Genomic DNA, 15887 nt, shown 5'->3' on the forward strand with positions numbered 1-15887 from the left:
CCCACCGGCCCCGGAAACCCCATACCGCCAAACCCCGCTCGCCCGGCCCCCACACAGGCAGAACCCGACCCCGCAAGACCCAATCCCGCCTGAGTCCAACGCCCGTCCGGTGGTAACATGGGGCGTTCTGCAATCCCCCCAATTCACTGGGGCGATCCCGCGCAGGCGCCCCCAAGGCCCGCCCGGACCGTCCCCGGACAACGGAAGAACACTCCTATGGCGCGTGGCATCAACAAAGTCATCCTGGTCGGCAACCTCGGCAACGACCCGGACGTGAAGTACACCCAGGGCGGCATGGCCATCACCCGTATCAGCCTGGCCACCACCAGCGTCCGCAAGGACAAGGATGGAAACCAGCAGGAGCGTACTGAATGGCACCGCGTGGTGTTCTTCGGCAAGCTCGGCGAAATCGCCGGTGAATACCTGCGCAAGGGCAGCTCGGTATACGTCGAAGGCAGCCTGCGTTATGACAAGTACACCGGCCAGGATGGTGTGGAAAAGTATTCCACCGACATCATTGCCGATGAAATGCAGATGCTCGGCGGTCGCGGTGAAGGCGGCGGTGGCGGCGGTGCAGGTGCAGGTGCAGGCGCCGGTGGCAACTACGGCGGCGATCGTCCGCAGCGCCAGCAGGCCCCTCGCCAGGAATACGGCGGTGGTGGTAGTGGCGGCGGCGGCGGTCAGCGCCAAGGCGGCCAGGGTGGTCAGGGCGGCGGCTACGGCCAGCAGCGTCCCCAGCAGCAGCAGCCGCAGCAGGCGCCGCCGATGGACGACTTCGCTGACGACGATATTCCGTTCTGATCCACTCCTGACGGTAATTGTCGAGAGAGATCCAAGAGGAGCCCCATTCGTGGGGCTCCTCTTTTTTGTGGGGCCTCGCCGATTCGTGTGGGCGGTATGGGGCTCAGCATGTGTCGGGCAGCTGTCCAATCCGTGGGCGTAAGACGTGCGTTGGGTAGGGGTAGCGACTACATGAGAGTGCGCGTGCCTGCAGAGGGGCTCGCGTACGGACGCGCTTTAGCCGGGAAGCTTATGCGCCCTGAGTTCCGCTGCAGCGACCCGAGCCCGTGCGACAGACGACTGAAGGGTCGGAAATGGTGTATCGAAAGGATGTCGCCGGCCCGGTTCGCATTTACGCGTCAGTGGCTGCTTCTGGCCGCAGGGCGTCATGCGACCCGAAGCGGACTTTCATTGCTGCTAAGTTTGGTTTCGTCGATCCGGTTATGCGTCTGCTTGTTAGCCGGACCGAGCAGCCCTATGATTGAGGCGTATCAGGGGTAGCGCATCTTGCGGTGCGCTGTGGATAATGCGTGCAACCGGACCCAGGGGTCCAGCTATTAGGCGGTTTTGCCGCAGGAGTTGGTTATTTCGCAGTCCTTAGAATCTGTTCTCGAACGCCTCGAGCAGATCATCACGCCGCCCACGTCGTACACTAACGACACAGTTATCTTGTATCCAGATGCAACCGAATCCGGCCCTGCTGCCGACCTCAAGCGCGATATATGGCGGAAGTGTGTCGCTGTCCTAGACACCGGCAGAGCTTGGCTCTCCCAAAGACAGCCACTGGGCTCCAGGCTCTTGTCAGGCAATGAAAGCGATAAGGCCGAGTCAGTTCTAGCCCAAGATCCCGAGCACCGGGCTTTCCAAGAAGCACTGATGCTTGCTCAGACAGCAGAAAACTTGTTGCATGAAGCTGCGGCCTAACAACTTCTCCAAGCCGACGCCGCTTCGCGGAGCGGGTTAAGTTAGGTGTTGCATTCCTCTGGAGAAATTCTCGGTATGAAGCACACGGGCTCGCTAGAAGACTTGCTCACAACAATCAAAGGATGCGGATTCTCGGTTGATCAGGTCCTAGATCAAGAGCACGGGCATCAAGTTCGCACCTCCGAGGGCGCCATCGTCAACTGGTACCCATCAAAGGGCACACTTGTTTTCCAGGGGATTCGTGAACAGCGGGAGAAGATACAGAGTGCGTGGGCGTCCTATACCGGAGCACCAGCAAGTCCAACGGTTCCTGAGCATGTTGGTGAACCAGAGGCGCCTGCCAATCCCGCAACTGCTAACAAGAAAGTGTTCCTGGTTCACGGCCATGACGTTGCGGCGCGTGAGCAATTGGAGCTGGTCTTGCACAAGCTCGGACTTGATCCATTTGTCCTAGCCAACACCGGCGGCGGTGGCCTCACAATTATTGAAGCACTGGAAGCCGAGATCGGTCCAAGAAACAATCAAGCGCGCTTTGGCATTGTCCTGATGACGCCAGACGACATGGGGTATTCAAAAGCAGATGGCTCGGAGGCTGTGCAACCTAGGGCGCGACAAAATGTCGTTCTTGAGACAGGCATGCTCATCTCAGCGGTTGGTCGCCCCAACGTGGCCATTCTCAAGCGCGGCCATCTTGAGGTCCCATCGGATGCGCAGGGAATCCTCTACATTCCCTTCAATGATCACGTAAAAGAGGTCGTTCCCAAACTTGCTGATCGTCTACGTGCGGCAGGGTTCGTGCTCAGTCCTGATGCAATAACCCGCGCCTCAAGCTGAGGGGTATAACAATTTTTTCAAGCCGATGCCGCTCTGCGGCAGGGCTAACTCAGGTGTTAGGCACTCATGACACATAGCTTCGACTTCGCAGGCGCAAGCGAGAAACTATTTGTCCTCCAGCAACTACAGGCAGCTAGCCGCGAATACTGCCGTAACGTTGGTCTTTGTCAGGGCTCGTATCCATATGGACACGACGACTGGAAAGACTATGCGCACCAGATAAAGCCAATCGTGAGCGGCTACATGATCGAGATTGCGGCCAAAGTAAGAATCCTCCAAGACTCTATGTCGGGTCATATTCGTCCGTCAGTCTTCGAAAGAGCGGACAAGTATGCGCTAGAGGATATCCCGCTGGGCAAAGTGCACTTGGGAGAATTCAAACTAAGTGTGAGAGAGTCTTGCAACAAGATAATTCACGCGACGCGGGTGGAGCTTGGCTGGGTGACCCGTAATCGTAAAACCAACAGCGCCTATACACATTGGTCGGGAGCGGTAAATCTCTTCGGCGAGAAGGCGAGCAAACCTTGGCATCTTGAGCTTGATGCTACCGCATGGTGCGTCTCAATTGACATCTATCTGGATCATGTTCTAAGTACTGCCTCAACTGACGGCATTCACGTCGCGTGAGTGCCTAGCAATTAAAACAAGCCGAACCCGCTTCGCGGATCGGCTTAATTCAAGCGTTAGGCCGCAGAAGGAAGTTCATGGGCTACATTCCAAAACATGCTGAGTTGCAGTCGCTATCGGAAGACGAGTTGATCGCTCGTTACGACGCCGCTGCGCACAACACTGTCGTAGGAACAGGCTTCTACCGTGACGAGATCGTCCGGAGGCAAATGACTAGGGAAAGCGCTCGCATGCTAGAGCTAACCCGCACAATGCGTGCCCTCACTTGGGTCATCCTCGCAGTCACCGCGGTTAACGCTGTTCTAGTGGGGTGGCAGATATGGGGCCCAAGGTGATTAGCTTGCGGTCTAACAATTAATTCGAGTCATTTCCGCTTCGCATCACGGCTTAATTCAAGCGTTTAATGTCCGCTTTTGGCGGAAGCGGACGTCCACTTGAGAACCTGCTACACGCCTCTGAGGCGATCCGTCGATAGGTTTGCTATCTGCCAAAAGATCAACGCATTTCCAGTTGCCCGGGCCGAGATCTGGACCGGCCAGACTTCCGTAGACATTCATGAGCCACTTTGCGCGTAGCGCCGCTCAAACTCTACAGGGGCTAGATTGCCAGCGAAACCATGCCGGCGAACTGGGTTGTAGAACATCTCGATGTAATTGAATACATCCGAGCGTGCCTCGTCCCGGGTCGGGTAGATCCGCCGCTTGATCCGCTCCTTCTTCAGTGCGCTGAAAAAGCTCTCAGCCACCGCATTGTCATGGCAGTTTCCGCGTCGGCTCATGCTTGGAAGCATGCCATGCTGCTTCAGCAACGATAGCCAGTCGCTGCTCGTGAACTGGCTGCCTTGGTCAGAGTGGATGATCTAGCCAGCAGCAGGCTTTCGCTTCCACACCGCCGATACCAGTGCCTGTAGCACAAGGTCGGTGGTCATCTGGGACTGCATCGCCCAGCCAACCACTTGCCGTGAGTAAAGGTCGACGATCACTGCCAGGAAAATCCAGCCTTCGTAGGTTCGGATGTACGTGATGTCGGTGACCCATACCTTGTTTGGTGCAGCGGGCGAGAAGTCGCGATTGACGACGTTCTCAACCATCCCACGCGGACCGCCTCGGTGGCGTGGCTTGGTGCCGTAGCCAATTTCTGCCCTTATGCCCTCTGCCTTCATCAGACGTCCAACACGATGGCGGCTGCAACGTTCACCGGCCTCACGAAGTTCCCGGGTGATCTTGCGGTAGCCGTATACCGTTCCGCTTGCCAGCCAGGCGTGCTTGATAAGGCCGCGCAAACGATCATCCTCACGACGACGCGGCCTGCCCGAATTGCCCGCCCATGCGTAGTAGCCACTGCGGTTAACCCCAAGCACTCGACACATGGCCGTCAGCCTGAACTCGCCCAAGTGCTCACGCATGAAAGCGTACTTCGCCGTCACCCCTTGGCGAAGTACGCCGCGGCTTTTTTTAGGATGTCGCGCTCTTCAGTCAGACGTTTCACCTCGGCCTTCAACCGACGCACCTCGGCTGAGTCCTTGGGCGTGGGCAACATTGAACCTGCCCCCTGAAATCGGACGCCAAGGCCTCGCTCTGGCCTTGCGGAGCCATTGGTAAAGGCTGTGGGATGGGACCCCCAGCCACTTGGCAACCTCGGCTACAGCAAAGCCCCTTTGGGTAACCTGCTTGACCGCTTCGGCCTTGGACTCATCCGTGTACTGCTTGCTCGCCATAGACACCTCTCTCGCTTCCATTGATTATGGCTCTGAGATGTCTACGAAATCCTGGCCGGTCCAGATAGTGCTTCATGCTCATGGCGGCGGCGGGCCCGGTGAGGGCAGCAGAATGATATGCAGGTTCGCTAGGATGGTAATCTGGTGGCGAGGTGTACAGATCCGTACGTCAGCCATTTACAAGGGTTACATATGAGCATTGTTGATTCGCGGTACGAAAAGCTGTGTCCGCGAGCAACGATTGTTCAAGATGAGGTCGTTCTTGCCCAGGCATGGAAAAAGACTCATACATTCGTTCGGCGGTACAACTGGTACGCCGATGTACTAGAGCTTGACGTCTCCGGAGTCTGCCTGCCAGAGAATCTAGCTGTTTGGTCCGCAGACATCCGAAGCGGAGATTACGCGACAGCTCCGGCATGGCTAGTTCCGGCGCCAAAGAATGGCCTGTGGTGTTTCTCTTCTGAATCGGAGGGTGGTTGGCAGCCGCGGCGCTTTGAAGCGGAGCAGGCTCCGGTACTGCGCCCCCTTGCTCACGTTGGGGTGCGAGAACAAACGATTGCGACTGCCGTCATGCTTTGTTTGGCTGATTGTATTGAATCAGCACAGGGCGACACTTCGCTCTCTGCGGATAGAGCAGCGGAAATGGGTGTTTTTAGCTACGGGAACAGGCTCTTCTGCAATTGGTCGAAGGATCGGGCTGTTGCATCGTTCGCATGGGGAAATTCGAACACGTACAGTAGGTACTTTCAGGACTACCAGAAGTACGTTGAGCGGCCCTTGGCAATCGCAAAGAACATTGAAGTTGGCGCAGATGCCAAGGTGTTCATTGTCAGCTTGGACCTGAGCGCGTTTTTCGACAACATAGACATCGCCCTACTCATAGGAAAGTTGAAGGCTGCGTACCAGAAATTCTTCGATAGCTCTGAGGGTGACCTACAGCCTGCGGACGATTCGTTCTGGGAGATTGCGCTACGGGCTTTGAGTTTCAAGTGGCGCGATGAGGACTTGGCTCTGAGTCCTTTGTTTCGAGATGGCGTATTGCCACTCGGGCTTCCCCAAGGACTGGTTGCGAGTGGATTCTTTGCAAATGCCTATCTTCTGGATTTTGACCGTGGAATTGGTTCCTTCATAGACCGTAAGCCTCGAGCGAGGAGCTTCCGAATTCACGATTACTGCCGCTATGTCGATGACCTGAAGCTGGTCATTTCAGTCGAGGCCGATGAGGAGGCTCCTCATGACCTCGCCGAACTGGGGAGCGAGATCACTGATTGGGTTCAGGGGCTCCTAAAAAGGCACACTACGCCATTTGGGGCCGAAGGTACGTATCTGAGGCTTAACGCGAAGAAGACCCAGCTGGAAGCGCTTGTCGAGATAGGAACTGAATCCGGCACCGGAGCGCGCATGAAGACAATTCAGCAGCAACTGAGTGGTCCTTTTGATCTCGACTCTTTGCGTCACGCTGAAGCCGGGCTCAACGGCCTTCTCTCTCTAGCAGAGCTTGGGCTCGTAGAGGACACAAGACCTGCGCACGGCGTTCTTAGTCTCGCGAGCGTAGCATCGCTAAAGCATGAGGTGAGGGATGACACGCTCACGCGCTTTTCTGCCTACCGACTTGTGCGTTCGTTACGCGAACGCCGGAGGATTACAGACCTGACGGAGTCCAGCGGCGGGGAGAAGGCCGTTGATGCGTTACGGCATGACTATCAGGCAGCCGCACGACGCTTAGTCTCTGCGTGGGCACTCAACCCTTCCCTTGTCCAGGTGCTTCGATATGCGCTTGACCTATGGCCCAGTGTCGAGCTGCTAGAGCCCATAGAGCAGGCGCTGCTGAGCAAGTTGTGCGACACGCGCCATGACTCGGAATTCGGGCGGAGGGTTGCTTTCTATGTTCTCGCGGACCTCTTCAAAGCTGGGGCAACCGAGACTGGCAGGGAGGCTATGCAGGACTCTAACTTTGAAGTTTCTGACGTGAGAGCTTACCGCGCTGCGCTCGCAGAACTCGCATCGCGAATGCTGGACGAGTGGGAGGCCCCTTGGTACGTCCAACAACAGGCAAGTCTCCTTCTAGCATCAGTCGGGCAGGCAGCAACAGTTCCACAGAATGCGCCTGAACTAAGACTCCATAGAGCCCTTCACCTCTTCTCTCGAGCAAGGTCACCTGCCATGGATCTTTCTTCCGAAGAGGAGGTAGTGGTATCGCTCGTTGGTCACCAGCTTCTCATGGATAACGCGCACTACACGCGATGGTTCATCAACTTTGGCGATGCGAGAAACAGGAGGCAGGTGTCAAAGGCTTGGGGAATTGTGGCTCAGGCATCTCCAGCATTGTTTAGGCACCTTCTTAGTTCCAAGCGAAATGGCATGCAGCAATTGATTGCTTGGGCGCCCGGGCACCTGATGCGGTTTGCTGAAACGCGATGGTCAGCCGGCAGTGCGCCTTTGGCCCTAAAGAGGTGGTTACCGCTACTGACTGTCATCACTCACCCGCATCAGTTCTTCAACCAAGAGAATGCTCTACTAAAGCTTGCGGAAGCACTAGGTAGGTCAAAAACAGTGCGAACGTTTGACCCTGAACTCCTTACGCCGCTGAACGTGGAGGTTCGGTCCGATGACTGGGAGCAATTGCGAAATCCAAGCTTCGCGACACTTGAGGCACGAGCGGTAGTTTCACTCAAAAGAACGGACGGCACCTATGACACGCCTTCCTGGTGTCGGCGCGAAGATGCCTGGATGTATGCCTTTGGGCGGTTGCTGCGCGCTGCGGCTACAGGAGAGCCGGACTTCACCGCACGTCACTGGCTCTCCAGCGAAGACACGGGTTGGTACAGCGGCCTAAAGAGTACGTGGCACAAGCGTCGTTTGGGCATGCTCCATTCCGCCGAAGGGCTGAGGGGCACTACATCTGCAATCACACCTTGGTTCTCGGACTTGCTGATGCACTTGTTGAGATGGCCGGGTGTGGCCGAACGGAAGAGCCTAGGGGCAGCCACGATCACGACAAGGCGAGATTTCGAGCGCGCTATTAGGGAGCGTCTTGAGTTTCAAAAGAAGCTCTATGGAGTCAGCAGCAGGGTGCCCATTTACCGCTATCCAGTCGAATGGTCCTTGAATCAACAACGTGGGCTGCGCGTGGCTATGGTTCAAGGTCTTATGCCGCTCCATGAACACTTCAAGGATGGACTAGCCGGCCTCGAAGATCCTGGTTACCGGGAGAAGCATCGCAACCACACTGCGGCGCTGCTGCACCTCACGCATAAGCACCTATCTGCGCGCGAGTACGTACTGGGAGCCTCGGAGAAACCGCATATCGACGTCGTCGTATTCCCTGAGCTCAGCATCCACGTAGACGACCAGGATCTCATGCGAGCGTTCTCGGACTCCACTGGCGCGATGTTGTTCTACGGCCTCTTGGGTGCAAAAGAACCGACCAGTGACGAGCCTATCAATGCGGCTCGATGGCTTGTCCCGCAGAGACATGCGGGCCGCCGCTCTTGGGTCGAGGTAGACCAAGGCAAATTCAATCTTACTCCCGAGGAGCGTCGCCTAGGAATAAAGCCGTGGCGACCATATCAAGTGGTCATCGAACTTCTCGATTCCACCAGTACGACAGAGAAGTCCTACCGACTAACAGGCTCAGTTTGCTTCGATGCAACGGACCTTTCTCTAGCCTCAGACCTGCGAAATGAAAGTCACATGTACGTGATTTCGGCGATGAACAAGGACATAAAGACGTTCGACGGGATGGTTGCCGCGCTTCGTTACCACATGTACCAGCACATCTTAATTGCGAACATTGGCGAGTTCGGCGGATCCACTGCTCAAGCACCTTACGACAAAGAGCATCAGAGGCTCATTTCTCATTCTCATGGCGGCAATCAACTGGCTATTTCGGTTATCGATGTGCGTTTGGAGGATTTCGGCCCCGAACTTGAGGCAGCGCTACCGGCAGTGACGAAGATGAAGGAGGTAAAAGAGCGCATCGGTAAAGCGCCGCCTGCCGGACTAGATCGCGCTTAAGCAGCTTGGCTGTCCCTCGACGCTGTGGCGTCTCGGGTCCGCCGCAGCCGATGGTAGTCTCCGGCCTCACCGACGTGCTGGGCCGGCTGTCGAAGTTAAGCTTCGCCTGACGGAGAGGAGTTGCTCGGCTGAGACAATGTCCACCTAGTGCGGCCTCGCGCCAGGTGGCGGTATGACCCCATCCGATTTGTTTTTTTTTTGGGGGGGGGATGAAAGGCGGGTCTATGTGTAGGTCGAGGGCTGCCAGGCTGGTAGGCAGAAGAAGGGGCAGGGTTGATAGGTGAGGTTCTCAAAGGCCTGCGGAGCCATAAGGGGCGTGAGATCTACAGATTCAGCTAAGTTTGGTGAGAAAAAGTTGTCGAAGTTTTCTGCAGGTGCATGATTTAAGACTGTTTTGCGCCCAGCGAGGTTTGGAGGTAAGGCCCTCATGTGTGCAAAACGGTCTGACGGATGGTCTGCTGCTAGCGTCCAGAATGTTGCAAAATCCCCGTTTCTGCGGGGCTTTTTTTGCGGTCGGCCTGTCCCTCACCAGCGGCCGGCGCGGTTGGCATTGTGCCCCGCATCATCCGTTTTCGTGCACTGCGTCTTGCAAAAAAACGAAGGTCTGCCCTATGGTGCAATCGATTGCATTTCGATGAATCGTTGCGTTTGATACCGGTTGGGAGGCCGGAAAGCAGATGCCCAGCCATCCGACTGGATCGATCCAAGGCCGAGTGCTGACGCGACGGGATGCGCTGCGCATGGCCATTGCCGGCAGCGTCGGCTTGGGCGCTGCCGCCGTTCTGCCCGCGCGCGCCGCAGACACCGCCACCTCACTCAAAGGCAACCTCAAGCACTCCGTCGCCCGCTGGACCTTCCCACAACAGTCGGTCGCCCAGCTCTGCCAGACGGTCAAGGACCTCGGCTTTTCCGCCATCGACCTGGTCGGCCCGAACGACTGGCCCACGCTGAAGGCCCATGGCGTGGACAGCTCCATGTGCAACGGCGCGGAGATCAGCCTGGAAAAGGGCTTCGCCGACCGCCGGTTCCACGATGAACTGGTGGCGCGCTACATGCGGCACATCGACCTGGTGGCCGATGCCGGTTATCGCAACCTGATCTGTTTTTCCGGCAACCGCAACGGCATGGACCCCCAGCAGGGCATGGCGCATGCCGAGGCTGGCCTCAAGCGCATCCTTGGGCATGCCGAGAAGCGCGGCGTAGTGCTGGTGATGGAGCTGCTGAACTCCAGGGTCGATCATCCGGATTATCTGTGCGACCACTCCGCCTGGGGCGTGGATCTGTGCCAGCGGATCGGTTCGGCGCATTTCGGCCTGCTCTACGACATTTACCACATGCAGATCATGGAGGGCGACATCATCGCCACCATCGGCAGGCATCACGCGTGTTTCAAGCATTACCACACCGCAGGCGTGCCTGGCCGGCACGAGATTGGAGACCAGCAGGAACTGCAGTATCCCGCCATCTGTCGCGCGATCCGCGACACCGGCTTCGATGGGTATCTGGCGCAGGAATTCATGCCTGCAGCGCCCGATCCCGTCGGTTCGCTGCGCGAGGCGATACGCCTCTGCGACGTCTGAAACGATATCCACCAAGGTGAAGTAGAACCCATGGCAGACAATCATTACGACGCAATCGTCGTCGGCTCCGGAATCAGTGGCGGTTGGGCGGCAAAGGAACTGACCGAAAAAGGCCTCAAGGTGCTGATGCTCGAGCGCGGACGCAACATCGAGCACGTCAAAGGCTATGTCAACGCGATGAAGGAGGCATGGGATTTCCCGCATCGCAACCGGCCCACCCAGGCGATGAAGGCGGACTTCCCGGTGCTGATGCGTGATTACGGCCTTGCCGAGAATCTCGAGGGCATGTGGGCCAACGAGAAAGACTCGCCTTACATCGAGACCAAACGGTTCGACTGGTTCCGCGGGTATCACGTCGGTGGTCGCTCGCTGATGTGGGGCCGGCAGAGTTATCGCCTTTCGGACCTGGATTTCGAGGCGAACCTGAAGGATGGCATCGCCACCGACTGGCCGATCCGTTACGCCGACATTGCGCCCTGGTATGACCACGTGGAGAAGTTCGCCGGGATCGCCGGTACGCGCGAGGGGCTGGACGTATTGCCGGACGGTGAGTTCCTGCCGCCGATCCCGTTGAACATCGTCGAGAAGGACGTGGCCGCGCGGATCAAGCAGGCCTTCGGCGGCACGCGCCACATGATCCACTCGCGCACCGCGAACATTACCCAGCCCAAGGTCGAACAGGGCCGCGTCAATTGCCAGTACCGCAACAAGTGCATCCTGGGCTGTCCGTTCGGCGCGTATTTCTCGACCCAGTCGGCGACGCTGCCGGCGGCGATGAAGACCGGCAACCTGACCTTGCGGCCGTTCTCGATCGTCAAGGAAGTGCTGTACGACAAGGACCGCAAGCGGGCGCGCGGCGTGGAGATAATAGATGCGGAAAACGGACAGACCTACCAGTTCACCGCCAACGTCATCTTCCTCAATGCCTCCTCGTTCAACTCGACCTGGCTGCTGATGAACTCGGCCACTGATGTCTGGGAAGGCGGGCTGGGGTCTTCGTCCGGCGAGCTTGGGCACAACGTGATGGACCACCATTTCGGCGCGGGGGCCTCCGGCCGGGTCGAAGGCTACGATGACAAGTACTATTTCGGACGTCGTCCCTGTGGCTTCTACGTTCCGCGTTTCCGCAACGTCAGCACCGATGACAAGCGTGGCTATTCCCGCGGTTTCGGTTACCAGGGGGGTGCAAGCCGCAACGGCTGGTCGCGCGAGATCGCCGAAATGAACATCGGCGCCGATCTGAAGGACGCGCTGACCGTGCCGGGCGACTGGCGCATCGGCATGACCGGATTCGGCGAGATGCTGCCGCACCATGACAATACGATCCGCCTGGACAGCGACAAGAAAGACAAATGGGGGCTGCCGGTGCTGGCGATGGACGTGTCACTGCGCGCGAATGAAACGGCGATGCGCAGGGACATGGCCGCAGACGCCGCCGAGATGCTGGAGGCGGCAGGTGTCAAGGACGTGAAGATGCACGACAACGACTACGCCCCGGGCAAGGGCATCCACGAAATGGGCACCGCGCGCATGGGCCGAGACCGCAGGAATTCGGTGCTGAACCAGCACAACCAGGTCTGGGACGCGCCCAATGTCTATGTCACCGACGGCGCCTGCATGACCTCCAGCGCCTGCGTGAATCCTTCGCTGACCTACATGGCCCTGACCGCGCGTGCTGCCGACCACGCGGTGCGTGAACTGAAAGCGGGGAACCTCTGATGGACCGCCGCGAACTGCTGAAGATGATCGTTGCCGCCACCGGTGCGGCGATGGTCGGCCTGCCTGCGCTGGCCAACGGACAGGTGCCTGCCGCGGGGTCGAAGAGCGCCTTCTCCGCCGTCGATGTCGCCACGCTGGACGAGATCGCTGAGACCATCCTGCCGCGCACTGGCACGCCGGGGGCAAAGGACGCCGGCGCGGGTGCGTTCATGGCGACGTTCGTCAGCGACTGCTACACCGCCGAGCAGCAGGCGGCGTTCCGCGCCGGCCTGGTGGATATCGACAAACGCGCCGGTGGCCGCTTCGTGGCGCTCACCGCGCAGGACCGCACCGAACTGCTGCGCACGCTGGATGCGGAAGCCGGGAAACGCATTGTCGAGGTGGACGACACGGGCACCGCAGAAGCCGCCGCCGCAGTGCCGCACTACTTCACGATGTTCAAGCAATTGACCATCTTCGGCTTCTTCACCTCGAAGGTCGGCGCGACCGAAGTCTTGAAGTACGTCGCTGTACCAGGCCGCTATGAGGGCGACGTCGCCTATGTTCCCGGCACGCCCGCGTGGGGGACCAGCTGATGAAGAACACGATGACCAGCCCCCTGCTGGCTGCCGCCTGCCTGCTGGCGACCGCGCCTGTGTTCGCGCAGGCCAGCGGCGACCCCGCGCGCGATCCGACCAGGACCGAGGTGTGGAAACCGGTGCCTGCGAGCGTGGCCACCCCCATCGGCGGCGCGCCCTCCGATGCCATCGTGCTGTTCGACGGCAGGGATGTTTCCGCGTGGGAATCCGAGCAGGGTGGACGCGTGCCGTGGCGCGTCGACGATGGCGCCATGACGGTGGTGCCGGGCAGCAAAGGCATCCGCACCCGGCAGCGGTTCTGCGATATGCAGTTGCACGTTGAATGGCGCTCGCCCAGCGCAACGGCCGGTTTCGAGGGCCAGGACCGCGGCAACAGCGGCATCTTCCTGCAGGAGTTGTACGAACTGCAGGTGCTGGACAGTTACAACAACCCGACCTACGCCAACGGCCAGGCCGGCTCGATCTACAAGCAGGCGATGCCGCTGGTGAATGCCTCGCGGCCGCCGGGCCAGTGGCAGGTCTACGACATCATCTGGAAGGCGCCGCGCTTCTCGCAGGGCGGCGGGCTGACCTCGCCCGCGCGCATCACCGTGCTGCACAACGGCGTGTTGGTGCAGGACGATACCGTGCTGGCGGGCAGGACCGAGTACATCGGTGCCCCCTCGTATGCGCCGCATGACTGCGCGCCGATCTCACTGCAGGAGCACGATTCCGCAGTCAGCTACCGCAACATCTGGGTGCGCGAACTGTAACCGCACGGCGCCATCCCGGCGCCGCGATCCTACTTCGCAAGGAAGCTCGTGATGTCGTCGATCTCCTGTTGGGAGAGCTGCGAAAAGGGTGGCATCAGGCCGCCGCCCTTGCTGATCTTTTCCTTGATCTGCGCCGGCTGCAGGCGCTTTCCGACGTCGGTGAGCGCAGGGAACGCGCCCGGCATGCCCGCGCGATCGGCGCCGTGGCAGGCCGTGCAGTGAGTTGCATAGAGCTGCGCGCCGGCGGCGGGGTCGTCCTTGGACCACGCCGCGTTCGCAAAGGTCGCCGCCGATAGAACCACGGCGGTTGTCAGGATCTTGTTCAAGTGGGTTTCCTTGGCGTGCTAGCGCGGTGCGCTGGCTGGCAGGGTGGCGGTCAGGTGGTTGCGCAGATAGTCCGCGCCGGTCTGGATGATGGCGGCCGGATCGCGCGGATGGTCGTGCTCGACGATGTACCACTGCACGCCGGCGGCTGCCGCAGCGGGCAGGATCGTGTTCCAGTCCAGCACGCCCTGGCCGACCGCCGCGAAACCGCCTTCGTCCTCGGCCTGGCCCTTGGGCGCATTGTCCTTGGCGTGCACCGCGAACACCCGGCCGCGGAATTTCCCGAGCATGAGCGCCGGGTCATGGCCGGCACGCGCTACCCAGGCCAGGTCCAGCTCGGTCTGCAGATCGGGCCCGGCCGCGGCGAACAGCAGCTCCAGGCCGGTGGTGCCGTCGAAATCGACCAGTTCGAAATCGTGGTTGTGGTAAGCCATGCGCATTCCCTGGGACCGCGCCCGCTTGGCGAGGCGGCCCAGTTCCTGGCCGAGCGCGGTCCAGCCGACGGCGTCCGTCGGGCGGTCCTTCTCGTCCAGGTACGGGACCACCAGCGTCGTGTTGCCGATCGAGCGGTTGAAGGCGATCACGCTGTCCAGGTCGTTGCGCAGCTCTGCCAGCTGCACGTGCGAGGACACCGCCTTGATCGCATACCGGTCCAGCAGCTGCTTGAGTTCGGCTGCGGTTACGTTCTGCGTGCCGACGGTCTCCACCGCATGCACCCCGGCGTCGTGGACGATCTTCAACTGCTGGTCCAGCGTGCCGGCGTCGCGCAGCGTATACATCTGCACCGCGATGGGCTTCTGCGGGGCGGTGGCTTCGCCGGCGAAGGCGGGCAGGACAGCGCACAACAGCAGAACGAGAGGGGCGGTGCGTGCAGCGATGTTCATCAACAGATCCTCCGGGGATTCAACCGATGGGGGTCCAGGCGCGCGTCCTGGCCGATGCGATGACGCGGTCGACGATCAACGCCGAGCGCAGGCCGTCTTCGAAGGTGGGCAGGCCCTGCGGTTGCTCGCCTTCGATGGCCCGATAGGTGTCGGCGACAAAGGCTTCGAAACAGGTGCCATAGCCCTGCGCGTGGCCGGCCGGCAAGGCCGACAGCCGGCGTTGTTCGGCAGTGCCGGCACCCGGCCCACGCACGAAGATTTCTTCGCGCTGGTCGGGCAGGCCGATCCACAGCCGCTCGGCATCTTCCTGGTTGAATGCCACGCTCGCCTTGGCGCCATCGATCTCGAACCAGAGGCGATTGTGGCGGCCCGCCGAGACCTGGCTGACCGTCAGCGAGGCGAGGGCGCCGGCGCTGGTCCTGAACATCGCCGCAGCCACGTCTTCGCTCGCGACCGGCTGCATCGCGCCGCCCGCCGCCGGTGTGCTGAAGCTCTGCCCGGTGAGGGTGCCGCGCTCGCCTATCACGGTGGCGAACGCCGCGCTTACGTCGACGAACCGCTCGCCGCCGACCCACTCCACCAGGTCGCACCAGTGCGAGCCGATGTCGGCGAACACGCGTGACGCCCCGCCCAGTGCCGGGTCCACGCGCCAGTTGTTGCTGGCCGGATCCAGCAGCCAGTCCTGCAGGTAGCTGCCGTGGATCAGGTGCAGCGGGCCCAGTTCGCCCTGGGCGATGCGCGCGCGGGCCTCGCGCACCACCGGGTGGTAGCGGTAGACGAAGGGCACCGTGGCGACCAGCCCGGTCGAGGCGGCCAGTGCTGCCAAGGCCTGTGCGTCTTCCAGCGTGGTCGCCAGCGGTTTCTCGCAGATCACGTGCTTGCCCGCTTCCAGTGCCGCCTGCGCCATGCCGCGGTGCAGATGGTTGGGCGTGCAGACGTGCACCACCTGGACCTGCGGATCAGCGAGGACTTCGTCGATATCGCGGTAGGCGCGCGGGACATTCCACGACTGCGCCACCTCGCGTGCGCGCTGCGGCGATGAGGCGGCCACGCCGCGTACCGTGGCGCCGGCGAGGAGGGCCGCGCGACGGTGCACTGCGCCGATCATGCCGGTGCCGACAATGGCGATTCCAAGCGTGCGCATCTGTGGT

At 60.3% G+C, this 15887-nt stretch carries 11 protein-coding genes and 1 pseudogene; 8 read left to right on the forward strand and 4 right to left on the reverse strand.

Features of this window, described 5'->3' with window-relative positions:
* Positions 1-216: 216 nt before the first annotated feature.
* The 3 genes from IFT63_RS01990 (at position 217) to IFT63_RS02000 (ending at position 3165) form a co-directional block, all read left to right on the forward strand.
* Entirely contained in the window at positions 217-801 is a 585-nt protein-coding gene (locus IFT63_RS01990; RefSeq protein WP_192083100.1) for a single-stranded DNA-binding protein, read from the forward strand.
* Between the two features lie 978 nt (positions 802-1779).
* The gene (locus tag IFT63_RS01995; RefSeq protein WP_192083101.1) at positions 1780-2538 is read left to right on the forward strand and encodes a nucleotide-binding protein; all 759 of its coding nucleotides are present in this window, start codon (positions 1780-1782) and stop codon (positions 2536-2538) included.
* A gap of 66 nt (positions 2539-2604) precedes the next feature.
* Entirely contained in the window at positions 2605-3165 is a 561-nt protein-coding gene (locus IFT63_RS02000) for a hypothetical protein (protein WP_192083102.1), read from the forward strand.
* 553 nt (positions 3166-3718) lie between these two features.
* Here the strand turns inward: IFT63_RS02000 and IFT63_RS02005 are convergent.
* Positions 3719-4882: pseudogene (locus IFT63_RS02005) on the reverse strand (IS3 family transposase).
* Between the two features lie 192 nt (positions 4883-5074).
* Between IFT63_RS02005 and IFT63_RS02010 the strand changes: the two are divergent.
* From IFT63_RS02010 to IFT63_RS02030, 5 genes are all read left to right on the forward strand, one after another.
* Positions 5075-8899 carry an RNA-directed DNA polymerase gene (locus IFT63_RS02010; RefSeq protein ID WP_192083103.1) on the forward strand — a complete coding sequence of 1275 codons (3825 nt, stop codon included), beginning with the start codon at positions 5075-5077 and terminating at the stop codon, positions 8897-8899.
* A 740-nt stretch (positions 8900-9639) separates the two neighbouring features.
* Positions 9640-10479, forward strand: a complete 840-nt coding sequence (locus IFT63_RS02015; RefSeq protein ID WP_249404380.1) for a TIM barrel protein — start codon at positions 9640-9642, stop codon at positions 10477-10479.
* A gap of 30 nt (positions 10480-10509) precedes the next feature.
* Positions 10510-12198: a GMC family oxidoreductase gene (locus tag IFT63_RS02020; RefSeq protein WP_192083105.1), complete on the forward strand. Its 1689-nt coding sequence runs from the start codon at positions 10510-10512 to the stop codon at positions 12196-12198.
* Complete coding sequence (locus tag IFT63_RS02025; RefSeq protein ID WP_192083106.1) at positions 12198-12773, forward strand: gluconate 2-dehydrogenase subunit 3 family protein; 576 nt, start codon at positions 12198-12200, stop codon at positions 12771-12773. The genes IFT63_RS02020 and IFT63_RS02025 overlap by 1 nt, the downstream gene beginning before the upstream one ends.
* An 11-nt stretch (positions 12774-12784) precedes the next feature.
* A complete protein-coding gene (locus IFT63_RS02030) occupies positions 12785-13528 on the forward strand; it encodes a DUF1080 domain-containing protein (protein WP_192083107.1) in 744 nt (247 codons plus the stop codon).
* Positions 13529-13557: 29 nt separating this feature from the next.
* Here IFT63_RS02030 and IFT63_RS02035 read toward each other — a convergent pair whose 3' ends face one another.
* The 3 genes from IFT63_RS02035 to IFT63_RS02045 are packed head-to-tail and all read right to left on the reverse strand — an operon-like array spanning position 13558 to position 15880.
* On the reverse strand, positions 13558-13854 hold the full coding sequence (locus IFT63_RS02035; protein ID WP_042612413.1) for a cytochrome c: 297 nt from the start codon (positions 13852-13854) through the stop codon (positions 13558-13560).
* 18 nt (positions 13855-13872) lie between these two features.
* Positions 13873-14736 carry a sugar phosphate isomerase/epimerase gene (locus tag IFT63_RS02040; RefSeq protein ID WP_042612414.1) on the reverse strand — a complete coding sequence of 288 codons (864 nt, stop codon included), beginning with the start codon at positions 14734-14736 and terminating at the stop codon, positions 13873-13875.
* Positions 14737-14755: 19 nt separating this feature from the next.
* Entirely contained in the window at positions 14756-15880 is a 1125-nt protein-coding gene (locus IFT63_RS02045) for a Gfo/Idh/MocA family oxidoreductase (protein WP_042612415.1), read from the reverse strand.
* Positions 15881-15887 lie beyond the last annotated feature (7 nt).

It is taken from the genome of Stenotrophomonas sp. CFBP 13724 (assembly GCF_014841975.1).
GTDB classification, from domain to species: Bacteria; Pseudomonadota; Gammaproteobacteria; order Xanthomonadales; family Xanthomonadaceae; genus Stenotrophomonas; species Stenotrophomonas lacuserhaii.

Coding starts and splice junctions, on each gene's coding strand:
- IFT63_RS02015 (WP_249404380.1), top strand. CDS start 9,640: ATGGCCATTGCCGGCAGCGTCGGCTTGGGCGCTGCCGCCGTTCTGCCC.
- IFT63_RS02010 (WP_192083103.1), top strand. CDS start 5,075: ATGAGCATTGTTGATTCGCGGTACGAAAAGCTGTGTCCGCGAGCAACG.
- IFT63_RS02045 (WP_042612415.1), bottom strand. CDS start 15,880: ATGCGCACGCTTGGAATCGCCATTGTCGGCACCGGCATGATCGGCGCA.
- IFT63_RS02000 (WP_192083102.1), top strand. CDS start 2,605: ATGACACATAGCTTCGACTTCGCAGGCGCAAGCGAGAAACTATTTGTC.
- IFT63_RS01995 (WP_192083101.1), top strand. CDS start 1,780: ATGAAGCACACGGGCTCGCTAGAAGACTTGCTCACAACAATCAAAGGA.
- IFT63_RS02020 (WP_192083105.1), top strand. CDS start 10,510: ATGGCAGACAATCATTACGACGCAATCGTCGTCGGCTCCGGAATCAGT.
- IFT63_RS02030 (WP_192083107.1), top strand. CDS start 12,785: ATGACCAGCCCCCTGCTGGCTGCCGCCTGCCTGCTGGCGACCGCGCCT.
- IFT63_RS01990 (WP_192083100.1), top strand. CDS start 217: ATGGCGCGTGGCATCAACAAAGTCATCCTGGTCGGCAACCTCGGCAAC.
- IFT63_RS02025 (WP_192083106.1), top strand. CDS start 12,198: ATGGACCGCCGCGAACTGCTGAAGATGATCGTTGCCGCCACCGGTGCG.
- IFT63_RS02040 (WP_042612414.1), bottom strand. CDS start 14,736: ATGAACATCGCTGCACGCACCGCCCCTCTCGTTCTGCTGTTGTGCGCT.